8 protein-coding genes and 1 pseudogene are annotated in these 10837 nt (G+C 68.7%); 3 read left to right on the forward strand and 6 right to left on the reverse strand.

The window, feature by feature from the left end:
- Positions 1-363: pseudogene (locus D7Y15_RS44975) on the forward strand (hypothetical protein); the annotation flags it as partial.
- Here D7Y15_RS44975 and hemH read toward each other — a convergent pair.
- From hemH to D7Y15_RS39620, 6 genes are all read right to left on the reverse strand, one after another.
- Positions 338-1405 (reverse strand): ferrochelatase, encoded by a 1068-nt coding sequence (gene hemH, locus D7Y15_RS39595; protein WP_121755800.1) that lies wholly within the window; start codon positions 1403-1405, stop codon positions 338-340. The pseudogene D7Y15_RS44975 and the gene hemH overlap by 26 nt on opposite strands.
- 25 nt (positions 1406-1430) lie before the next feature.
- Positions 1431-1814, reverse strand: a complete 384-nt coding sequence (gene apaG / locus D7Y15_RS39600) for a Co2+/Mg2+ efflux protein ApaG (protein WP_120580970.1) — start codon at positions 1812-1814, stop codon at positions 1431-1433.
- Between the two features lie 74 nt (positions 1815-1888).
- The gene (locus tag D7Y15_RS39605; protein ID WP_121755801.1) at positions 1889-2881 is read right to left on the reverse strand and encodes a TerC family protein; all 993 of its coding nucleotides are present in this window, start codon (positions 2879-2881) and stop codon (positions 1889-1891) included.
- A 35-nt stretch (positions 2882-2916) separates the two neighbouring features.
- Positions 2917-5061, reverse strand: coding sequence for a glycogen debranching protein GlgX (gene glgX, locus D7Y15_RS39610; RefSeq protein WP_120580972.1), 2145 nt, complete (start codon positions 5059-5061; stop codon positions 2917-2919).
- On the reverse strand, positions 5058-8165 hold the full coding sequence (gene treY / locus D7Y15_RS39615; RefSeq protein ID WP_233605262.1) for a malto-oligosyltrehalose synthase: 3108 nt from the start codon (positions 8163-8165) through the stop codon (positions 5058-5060). Before treY ends, glgX begins: the two co-directional genes overlap by 4 nt.
- Before the next feature lie 187 nt (positions 8166-8352).
- On the reverse strand, positions 8353-8685 hold the full coding sequence (locus tag D7Y15_RS39620; protein ID WP_014394388.1) for an SWIB/MDM2 domain-containing protein: 333 nt from the start codon (positions 8683-8685) through the stop codon (positions 8353-8355).
- Between the two features lie 380 nt (positions 8686-9065).
- Between D7Y15_RS39620 and D7Y15_RS39625 the strand changes: the two genes are divergently transcribed.
- Both D7Y15_RS39625 and D7Y15_RS39630 read left to right on the forward strand, forming a co-directional pair.
- Positions 9066-10058, forward strand: coding sequence for an NAD(P)-dependent oxidoreductase (locus D7Y15_RS39625; RefSeq protein ID WP_121755802.1), 993 nt, complete (start codon positions 9066-9068; stop codon positions 10056-10058).
- A 102-nt stretch (positions 10059-10160) separates the two neighbouring features.
- Positions 10161-10826 (forward strand): HAD family phosphatase, encoded by a 666-nt coding sequence (locus D7Y15_RS39630; protein WP_120567363.1) that lies wholly within the window; start codon positions 10161-10163, stop codon positions 10824-10826.
- The last annotated feature ends 11 nt before the right edge of the window (positions 10827-10837 follow it).

The following is a 10837-nucleotide window of genomic DNA, read 5'->3' on the forward strand; positions in this document are numbered from 1 at the left end:
CGCCCCGCCCTCCCCAAGAAGGACAAGGCCGCGAAGCAGGCGGGCCCCGAGAACACCGCCATCGAGGTCCCCAACGAGCTGGACGACGCGCCCGCCCCCACCGCACAGCCGGAAGGCACCGAGCTGGGCGCCACCGTGAAGGTCACCGGCAAGGGCGAGTTCCTGGTGAAGGCCGGCCAGTGGCGCTCCTGGGAGGGCACCCTGTCCACCGCCCTCAACGGCCCCGCGCAGCCCGCCGTGAACCTGCCCGCGGGCACCTACAAGGCCCGCATCACGCCCGTCAGCGCGCCCCAGCAGGCTCCGGCCGCGCCCCAGGCTCCGGAAGCAGCGCCCGCGCCTACCGCGACTCCGCCCGCGCCGTAGGGGCCGGGCCGTCCGAAGCGCGCACCATCCGCACCACGGCGTCCACCCACTCCGGGTGGGCGTTGAGGGACGGCACCAGCGTCAGCGACTCGCCGCCCGCCTCCACGAACTGCTCCTTCGCACGGAGGCCAACCTCCTCCAGCGTCTCCAGGCAGTCCGCCACGAAGGCCGGGCACATCACCGCCAGCCGCTTCACGCCCTTCGCCGCCAGCTCCGGCAGCACCAGGTCCGTGTAGGGCTTCACCCACGGCGTGCGCCCCAGCCGCGACTGGAAGGACACCGTGTAGCCGCCCTCCGGCAGCGCCAGCCGCTGGGCCAGCATCCGCGCCGTCGCGAAGCACTGCGCGCGGTAGCAGTGCCGGTTCTCCGCCGTGATGGCGTCACAGCACCCCGAGGACGCCAGGCAGTGCTTTCCCGTCGGGTCGCTCTTGCGCATGTGCCGCTCCGGCAACCCGTGGAAGCTGAAGAGCACGTGGTCCGCGCGCATGTCGGCAATCACCGGCCGGGCCACCGACGCGAACGCGTCCAGGAAGCCCGCGTCATCCCAGAACGCCGGCACCGCGCGCACGTTGGGAACGTCCCAGCCCTCCGCCAGCACTTCATAGATGCGCGCCAGCGACGACGCGGAAGACGACGCCGCCTCGTGCGGGTACAGCGGCAGCACCGTGAACTCCGACACGCCCTTCGCCTTCAGCCGCGCGATGGCGTCCGGCAGCGACGGGTTGCCGTAGCGCATGGCCAGCTCGACTTCGTAGTCGTCCCCCAGCTGCTCCCGCACCCGCGCCTCCAGCGCGCGGCTGTACACGAGCAGCGGCGAGCCCTCCTTCATCCACACCTTGCGGTACGCCTCCGCGCTCTTCGCGGGGCGGAAGGGAAGGATGAAGAGGTTCAGGAGGAACCAGCGCCCCACCGGGTGGATGTCGATGACGCGCGGGTCGTTGAGGAACTCGCGCAGGTAGCGGCGCACCGGCCCGGACTCGGGCGCGTCCGGCGTCCCCAGGTTGACGAGCAGCAGTCCCCGCTTCGTGGTCGGCACGGCCATGCGCGAAGTCCCTCGGGAGTCTTTTTCAGTGCAGCGCGTGCGGCAGCGTGAGCGCGAACTCGGCGATGCGCGCCTCGAAGCGCGTGCCGTCCGGACGCTCCATCTCGTAGCCGCCGCGCATGGTGCCGAAGGGCGTCTTCAGCATCGCCCAGCTGGTGTACTCGAACCGCTCGCCCGGCTTGAGGTGCGGCTGACGGCCGACCACGCCCTCACCCTTCACCTCGTCCACGTGGCCCTGGGCGTCGGTGATGATCCAATGCCGCGACCGCAGCTGCGCCGGGACGGTGCCTTCGTTGAAGAGCACCACCTTGTACATGAAGGCGAACTGCCCGGACTCAGGAGTGCTGCGCTCCGGCCAGAAGGTCGGCTCCACGGTGACGCGGATGCCGTCGGTGGTGGCGGTGGACATGCCGGGAGACTTGGCAGCGACTCCCGCCCGATGCAAGGGAAACGCAGGGGTCTCCCGAGGCTCCAGGGCCCCCGTCAGCCGCGCTCCTGCTCCTTGGCCGGCGCGTCCGGGGCCTTGTCCGCGTCCGCCACCGGGGTGGAGCCCGCGGCCTCCGGAGGCTTGGGGAACACCAGCGACGCCACGATGGCCACCAGGAGGCAGGCGGCAATCACCGCCAGCGAGATGCCGATGGGAATCTTGTACCAGTGCTCGATGAGCATCTTCACGCCCACGAAGGCCAGGATGACGCCCAGCGCGGCCTTCAGCAGATGGAACTTCTCCATCAGGCTGGAGACGACGAAGAAGAGCGAGCGCAGGCCCAGGATGGCGCAGACGTTGGACGTGTAGATGATGAACGGGTCCTTGCTGATGCCCAGCACCGCCGGGATGGAGTCCATGGCGAAGAGCAGGTCCGTGGCCTCCACCACCAGCAACACGATGAACAGCGGCGTCACCTTGCGCCGGCCATCCTCGTGGAGGAAGAAGCGGCTGCCGTCTCCCTGGCGCGACACCGGCAGCAGGCGCCGGGCCATCTTGACGATGAAGCCCGCCTCCGGGTCCACGTCGTCGTCGTCCTTGGCCCAGAGCATCTTGGAGGCCGTGTAGACGAGGAACGCGCCGAACAGGAAGATGAGCCACTCGAAGCGGGCCACCAGCGCCGTGCCCGCGACGATGAGCACCGCGCGCATCACGAACGCGCCCAGAATGCCCCAGAAGAGCACCCGGTGCTGGTGCTGCGGCGGCACCCGGAAGTAGCCGAACACCATCAGGAAGACGAAGAGGTTGTCGACCGACAGCGCGTACTCCACGACGTACGCCGTCAGCCACTCCAGCGCCGGCCCCTTGCCGCCGTAGTGGAACACGCCTCCGCAGAACGCGAGGCTGATGCTCACCCACACCAGAGTCCACAGCGTCGCCTCTTTCGACGACACCGCGTGCTCCTTGCGGTGGAACAGCCCCAGGTCCATGGCGAGCATCGCCAGGACGAAGACGTTGAAGGCCACCCAGGGCCAGAGCGTGTGGGTCATCACGCCCGCTGCCTACTCCGGGACGGCCCCGGCGGCTACTCCCATTCCGTCGCCGGGCGCCGCAAGACCACCAGGGAACGTCCCGCCGCCTGCACCTTGCCGCCCGCCGGGGTGTGCGTGCGCAGGGATTCCCCCGTGGCCGCGGTGTCCACCACCAGCTCCCAGTCCGCGCCCCACTCCAGGGCGGGCAGCATGAAGGTGATGGGCTCGTGGTGCGCGTTGAGCAGCACCAGCAAGGTGTCCCCGACGATGCGGTGGCCCTCGTCGTCCGGCGTGGCGATGGCGTCCCCCCCCAGCAGGAAGGCCAGGGAGCGCACGTAGGGCTTCTCCCAGTCGTCGCGCTTCATCTCCTTGCCGTCCGGCCGGAACCACGCCAGGTCCTTCAGCTCGCTGTCCCAGATGTGGGCCCCGCGGAAGAAGCGGCGCTTGGAGAGCACCGGCTGCTCGCGCCGCAGCTTGATGATGCGGGCGGTGAAGTCCAGGAGCTGGCGCTGCTTCTCGTTGAGCTCCCAGTTCACCCACGACAGCTCGTTGTCCTGGCAGTAGGCGTTGTTGTTGCCCTTCTGCGTGCGGCCCATCTCGTCGCCCGCCACCAGCATGGGCACGCCCTGCGACAGGAAGAGGGACGCCAGGAAGTTGCGCTTCTGCTGCTCGCGCAGCGTGTTCACCTTGGGGTCGTTCGTCTCCCCCTCCACGCCGCAGTTCCAGGCGTGGTTGTCATTGGCGCCGTCGCGGTTCTCCTCGCCGTTGGCCTCGTTGTGCTTCTGGCTGTACGTCACCAGGTCGTGCAGCGTGAAGCCGTCATGCGCGGTGACGAAGTTCACGCTCGCCGTGGGCTTGCGGCCGGACAGCGCGAACAGGTCGGAGCTGCCGGTGAGCCGGGAACCAATCTCCGCCGCCTGCCGGTCGTCACCCTTCCAGTAGCGGCGCATGGTGTCGCGGTACTTGCCGTTCCACTCGCTCCACAGCACCGGGAAGTTGCCCACCTGGTAGCCGTAGTCCCCCACGTCCCACGGCTCCGCGATGAGCTTCACGCGGCTCAAGACGGGGTCCTGGTGGAGGATTTGAAAGAAGGCCGCGCGGGTGTCGTATCCGTGCCTGTCGCGTCCCAGCGTCGTCGCCAGGTCGAAGCGGAAGCCGTCCACGTGCATCACTTCCACCCAGTAGCGCAGCGAGTCCGCGATGAGCTTCAGCGCATACGGGTGCGTGGCGTTCCACGAGTTGCCGCACCCCGTGAAGTCCATGAAGTAGCGCGGGTCCTTCTCACTGAGCCGGTAGTACGCGCCGGCGTCCAGCCCCTTGAAGGACAGCGTGGGGCCCAGGTGGTTGCCCTCGCAGGTGTGGTTGTACACGACGTCGAGAATCACTTCGATTCCCGCGCGGTGCAGCAGCTTCACCATCCCCTTGAACTCCGCCACCTGCTCGCCCAGCGAGCCCGACGCGCAGTAGCGCGCGTCCGGAGCGAAGAAGCCCAGCGTGTTGTAGCCCCAGTAGTTGGAGCGCCCCTTCTGGGTGAGGAACGGCTCGTCCATGAAGGCGTGGATGGGGAGCAGCTCCACGCTCGTCACGCCCACCTTCTTCAGGTGCTCGATGCTGGCCGGGTGCGCCAGGCCCGCGTACGTGCCGCGCAGGTGCTCCGGCATGCGCGGGTTCAGCTTGGTGAAGCCCTTGACGTGCAGCTCGTAGAGGACCGTCTTGTGCCAGGGGACCTCCGGCCGCTTGTCATTCTCCCAGTCGAACCCGTCCGACAGGATGACCGCCTTGGGCACGCCCCAGGCGTCGTCCTGCGTGTCCATGACGAGGTCCTCCTCCTTGCCCCCGTGCACGTACCCGTGGATGGGCGCCTTGGGGTCCACCTGACCGTGCAGCGCGCGGGCGTAGGGGTCCACCAGGAGCTTGTGCGGGTTGAAGCGCAGGCCCTTCTTCGGTTCATACGGACCGTGAACCCGCAGGCCGTACAGACAGCCGGCGTGCACGCCCGGCATGTAGCCGTGAAAGACGTGGTTCGTGGTCTCCAGCAACGGGAAGCGGCGCGTCTCCTTCTTGGGGTCGGCGGGGTCGAAGAGACAGACCTCCACCTTCTTCGCGTGCTCGCTGAACACGGCGAAGTTCACGCCGTTCCCGTCGTACGTGGCGCCCAGGGGAAACGGCTTCCCTGGAAGCACCTCGGCCCTTCTCATCCAGTGCTCCTCTCCAGCAGCACCACCGGGAACTCCGCGAGGAGCGGCCCCAGGGCCAGCCCCACGCCTCCCGGCCCCTGCTGGGGACGGACGGGGCGCCCGGTGAAGACATTGCGGAACATCATGCCCGCATATGCTTCCGGAAGGTTCAGGAACGTACCGTCATACGCCTGAGCCAGCCCGCCGGACTCCAGCGCCTCCAGCGTGTAACGCGGCGCGCAGGCAATCAGCACGCTTTCACCGTGCGTGCGCGCGAAGCCGACCGCCGCGGGCGAGCGCGGCCCGGACAGCTCCAGCGCCTCGTAACCGCCCGCGCGGCAGAGGTCCGCGTACTTCTGGCGCAGCCGCAGCGCCTCCGCCAGGACGAAGAGCTTCACCTGCCCGTCATCCAGGTCCTTCACCAGCCGCTCGCACAGGGCGGGCCGGTCCTTCGCCGCCGCGTCGTCCAGCGCCGTGAGCAGCCGCTCGCGCAGGGCGTAGTCCACCGGCCGGCGGTTGTCCGGATCCACCAGCGACAAGTCCCACAGCTCGCAGCCCTGGTACGTGTCCACCACGCCGGGCGAGGCCAGCTTCAGGAGCAGCTGCCCCAGCGCGTTGTGCTGGCCCGCGCGCTCGATGCGGCGCTTGAAGGCCTTCATGTCATCCAGGAAGGCCTGGCCCTTCGAGGGGTCGAAGCACGCGTCCACGAAGCGCGCCACCGCGTCGTCGTAGGAGCCGTCCGGGTTGGTCCACGACGTGCGGACCTTGGCCTCCTTGATGGCCTTGCCCATGTACTCGCGCACGCGGCGGTGGAACTCCTTCCACTCGCCTTCGGGCACCTGCTCGCCCATGGGCCACGCGCCCACCACCGTCTGGAAGAAGAGGTAGACGTCGTTGGACGACGGCGCGGGGCCCGAGGGCAGGTGGCTGACGAAGGGCCGGGTGAGGTCCGCCCAGGCGCGCACCTTCTCCCGCCAGTCCTCCGGCAGCTCCGTGAGGACGTTGATGCGCGCGCGCACGTCCTCGCTGCGCTTGGTGTCGTGGGTGCTGGAGGTGAGCATGCTCGCCGGCCAGCGCTCCGCGCGCTCCTGGTTGCGCAGGTGGAAGGTGGTGGCGCGCATGCCGAAGTGCTCCGGCTCGCCGCCCACCTCGTTGAGGCTCACCAGCCGGTTGTAGATGTAGAAGACGGTGTCCTCCAGGCCCTTGGCCATGACGGGGCCCGTCACCTGCTGGAGCTTCATCGCGAACCGCAGCATCACCGCCTTCTCTTCATCCCCCACGTGCTCCGGGTAGCGGCCCAGGAGGATGTCGCGCAGGAAGTCGAAGATGGAGGCGTTGGTGGTGGTGTTGCGCTCCTTGGCGCGCTGGAGGGTCCACTCGATGTACTGCACATCGCGCACGTCCAGCTCCGCGCGCCAGCCGTCCACGTAGGTGCGGTACACGGGGAACAGCGCGATGAACTCCACCAGCGCGCGCCGCAGGCTGTTGAGCGTGAAGTCGCGCGTGCGGCGGTTCATCTCCGAGATGCGGTTGAGCTCGTGCGCCAGCACGTTGATTTCGCTGGCCATGCTCACGCGCATGATGAGCAGCTTCTTCTGGTACACCAGCTCCGCGAAGTCCTGCGTGCCGCCCGCGAAGCGCTCGTACGTCTCCGTCAGGTGCGCCTCCGCGGCCGGGTGCACGAACAGGCCGCTCACCGCGTTGGCGAAGCGGTAGCCGGTGGTGCCGTGCACCGCCCACGACTCCGGGATGCGCTCGCGGCCGCCTTGAATCTTCTCCACCGCCACGAAAAGCGCCTTGCGCAGCGGGCTGTCCGGCGTGTCCATCACCTGGCGCCGCCACTTCGCGCGCAAGAGCGCCTCCACCTCCGGCCACCGCGCGTCGTCCCCCTCCTTCTTCTCCGCGTCGAAGCGCGCCCGCGCGCGCTCCACGAAGAAGCGCTCCTGCAGGTCCAGGAAGTAGGCGGTGGGGTCGAAGAGGCCGTCCGGGTGGTCGATTCTCAGGCCCGTGACGCGCCCCTCGCGCAGCCACTCGAAGATGCGCTGGTGCGCCTCCTGGAAGACATCCGCGTCCTCCACGCGGATGGCGGCCAGGCCGTTGATGTCGAAGAAGCGGCGGTAGTTGATCTCCTCGCCCGCCACGCGCCAGTGCGCCAGCCGGTAGCTGCAGTTCTGCAGCAGCGAATCCAGGAGGTCGAAGGAGCGCACGTTGCCGGGCGTGCCGTTGAACACCCGGAGGTTCTCCTCCACGTACGCCGCCAGCTCCGCGCTGTCCGCCACCACCGCGGCGAGTCGCCGCTTGATGACCTCCTTCTCGCGGTGCCGCTCCGTCACCTTCGCCGCGTCCACCTCCGTGCGCAGCGGCAGGTGGTCCAGGGCCGTCAGGATGGAGAGCAGCTCCACCAGGTGCGTCGACTCCGGACCCAGCTGCTTCTCCAACCGCTCCAGGCCGTGCTTGAGGAGGGTCGCGTACTGGCGCGGCGCCACCGGCAGACGGTGGTCGTAGTAGTGCAGATGGAAGGCGCCGGACTCATAGGACAGCTTCAGCTCGCCGCGCTCCAGCACGATGCCGTACTGGTCGCCCAGGATGGGCAGCAGCACCTTGTCCGCCAGCTCGTCCTTCACCGGCCGCCAGTCCATGTCGAAGAACTTCGCGTAGACGGACGATGGGCCGTTCTCCAGCACGTCCAACCACAGCCGGTTGTCCCGCTCGATGCCCATGTGGTTGGGCACCACGTCCAGCACCTGCCCCAGCCCGTGCTCGCTCAGGGCGTCACAGAGGGCGGCGTGCTCTTCCTCCGTGCCCACCTCCGGGTTGAGCCGTTGGTGGTCCACGCAGTCGTAGCCGTGGGTGCTGCCGGGCGTGGCCTTGAGGTAGGGCGACGCATAGAAGTCGCTCACGCCCAGCCGGGCCAGGTACGGCACCAGCGCCTTCGCCTGTTGGAAGGTGAAGCCCTGGTGCAGCTGCATCCGGTAGGTGGACAGCGGCGTGCCGCGGCGCGATTGCAGCTCGCGTTGGACCTGTTCGAACAGGCCCTCCGCCTGGGCTTCCACCGCCGTGTTCGTGCCATCCGCGTCCGCCACCCGCGCGGAGCGCTCCCCTGCCTCGGAACCGTCGTGGAACATGACCCCCAGAGGTAGGTCCGACGCGGCGCGTCCGCCAGCGGGCAGATGCGCCTTCGCCCCCTTTTCAACGCTCCGGACGGGCGGCCGGTCCAGAGGGAAAAAGCGAAGGGCCCGTCCCGCGCGATGCGTGACGAGCCCCCAGGGTCCTTCGGGCTACCGGCGACGGCCCCGACGGGCCCTGCACCGTTCAGCTCAGGTGCTTGTTCACCAGCGCGGTCATCTCGAACATGGTGACGTTCTTCTTGCCGCCGAAGATGGGCTTGAGCTTGTCGTCGGCGTTGATCTGGCGCTTGTTCTTCGCGTCCTGGAGGTTGTTCTTCTTGATGTAGTCCCAGATCTTGCTGACCACCGCGGTGCGGGGCAGCGCCTTGGAACCGACGATCGCCGCCAGCTCAGCGGAGGGCGTCATCTCCTTCATGAACGCGGCGTTGGGCTTACGGCCCGCGGCCTTCTTCGCGGCAGGAGCCTTCTTCGCGGCAGCAGGGGCAGACTTCTTCGCAGCGGCTTTCTTGGCGGCCATTCGTCTTGTGTCTCCTCCCCTCCGAAGGGGACGTTGCACGGCGTGCTTTCATCTTCAAGCTAGAGCCGATGGCGCGTAGTAGCACGGCCTAGAGCGAAAAACAGCGTCCATCGCGCGCTTTTTCCCTCTGGGGCTCCTCGGAGCGACGGCTTCGGAGGCTAGAACTCGGCCCCGCAGCGCATTCTTCCCTCGGGAACGGAAGTCCCGCGACGCGTCCGGAGCGCCAGAATCCGGCTCCGGAGGCCGTTTTCCCTCGGGGATTGTGCCTCGCGGCGCGTCCGGAGGCGGAAAGTCGGCACCCGGAGCAGCCTCCCCCTCGTGGGGGACCCTGCCCTTTTCGGCGGTGGACGGGATGTGGCTTTTCGGATGAAACAGCGCCCATGAATGCCCTCATCACTGGTGCCGGTGGCTTCCTGGGGACCTGGCTCGCGCGAGCGCTGGCGGCTCGCGGCGACCGGATTTCATGCCTGTTGCGCCCCACCACGGACACCCGCGAGCTGGAAAAGGCCCTGGAGGGCCACCCCTGGACGCGGCTGGTGGGCGACGTGACGGACCCCGCCTCGCTGGCCAGCGCGGTGAAGGGCGTGGACGTCGTCTTCCACCTGGCTGGCATCCGCCGCGCCGCGCTGCGCGACGAGTTCATGCGCGTCAACGCGGAGGGCACCCGCCTCATCTGTGAGGCCATGGCCGCCCTGCCAGAGCCCCGTCCCCGGCTGGTGATGTGCGGCTCCCTGGCCTCCCACGGGCCCTCCACCCCGGAGCGCCCCCATGTAGAGGAGGACGCCTTCCATCCGCATGAGTGGTACGGCGAGAGCAAGGCGGAAGCGGAGCGCATCGCGTTCTCCTTCCAGGACCGGCTGCCGGTGACGGTGATCCGCCCGCCGCGCATCCTCGGGCCCGGAGACCGGGAAAACCTGACCTTCTTCAAGCTGGGGAAGAAGGGCATCCGGATGGAGCTGGCCGGAGGCCCCCGTCCCCTGTCCCTGGTGGACGTGGAGGACGTGGTGGACCTGCTGCTCGTATTGGCGGAGAAGCCGGAGGCCCTGGGGGAGGCGTTCTTCTGCGCGGGGCCGGAGCGGCTGACCCTGGAGGAGATGCAGGACCTGGGGGCGAAGGCCCTGGGCTTCCAGACGCGCACCTGGAGGCTGTCCCCGGCGGTGCTGACCGCCCTGGCCTCGGCGGCGGACGGGGTGACGCGGCTGACGGGCCGCAAGCTCCCCCTGAACCGGAAGCTGGCGCGGCAGCTCCTGGCCCCGGCCTGGACCTGCTCGGGGGCCAAGGCCGAGCGCCTGCTGGGCTTCCGGCCGCGCCGTGGCCTGGCGGAGTCCATCACTCGCAGTGGTGAATGGTATCGCGCGCAGGGCTGGTTATAGCCCCATGCGCCCAAAGGGCCCGCAGCCCACGCTGGCCTTCCGCTTTCGTTGACCGGACCCCCCCCAGGATGGGAGGAAGCCCGACCGCCCATGCCCCCCAAAGTGCCCGCCAAAGCAGCCTTCTTCGACGTCGACGGGACGCTGGTCCGGACGAACATCGTCCACGTCTATGCCTATTACGCCATGAACCGGGGCTCGCTCCGGGGCATCGCGGGCCGCACCCTGGGCACCGCCCTGGGGCTCCCGGTGTTCGGCATCCTGGATGCCGTCAACCGCAAGGCCTTCAACGAGTTCTTCTACCGGTACTACTCGGGCCTCAGCGAGGACCGGCTCGTCACCATCGCGGAGGACATGTTCGAGGACGTCCTCAAGCCCGCGCTGTACGAGCAGACGCAGGACCTCATCGACGAGGCGCGTCGTGCCGGTTGCCGCATCGTGTTGGTCACCGGAGCGCTGGACTTCACCATGCGCCCGCTGGCCCGGCACCTGGGCTGCGATGACGTCATCGCCAACAAGATGCAGTTCGTGGGCGGCAAGGCCACCGGCAAGGTGATTCCGCCCATCATCGAAGGCGCCAACAAGGCCAACGCCATCCGCGCCTATTGCGAGCGCGAAGGCCTGGCCCTCAACCAGTGCCATGGCTACTCGGACAGCGCCTCCGACTACGCCATGCTCGCCGTGGTGGGACGGCCCACCGCGGTGAACCCGGACCTGCGGCTGCGCTCGCTCGCGCGCGCGTACAACTGGCCCATCCTGGACCTGAAGTAATCCCCCACCCC

The organism is Corallococcus sp. AB030, from assembly GCF_003668965.1.
GTDB classification, from domain to species: domain Bacteria; phylum Myxococcota; class Myxococcia; order Myxococcales; family Myxococcaceae; genus Corallococcus; species Corallococcus exiguus.

Bases quoted from the DNA above. Each gene is read 5' to 3' on its own strand.
- hemH (WP_121755800.1), bottom strand. From the start codon at position 1,405: ATGGCCGTGCCGACCACGAAGCGGGGACTGCTGCTCGTCAACCTGGGG.
- apaG (WP_120580970.1), bottom strand. From the start codon at position 1,814: ATGTCCACCGCCACCACCGACGGCATCCGCGTCACCGTGGAGCCGACC.
- D7Y15_RS39605 (WP_121755801.1), bottom strand. From the start codon at position 2,881: ATGACCCACACGCTCTGGCCCTGGGTGGCCTTCAACGTCTTCGTCCTG.
- glgX (WP_120580972.1), bottom strand. From the start codon at position 5,061: ATGAGAAGGGCCGAGGTGCTTCCAGGGAAGCCGTTTCCCCTGGGCGCC.
- treY (WP_233605262.1), bottom strand. From the start codon at position 8,165: ATGTTCCACGACGGTTCCGAGGCAGGGGAGCGCTCCGCGCGGGTGGCG.
- D7Y15_RS39620 (WP_014394388.1), bottom strand. From the start codon at position 8,685: ATGGCCGCCAAGAAAGCCGCTGCGAAGAAGTCTGCCCCTGCTGCCGCG.
- D7Y15_RS39625 (WP_121755802.1), top strand. From the start codon at position 9,066: ATGAATGCCCTCATCACTGGTGCCGGTGGCTTCCTGGGGACCTGGCTC.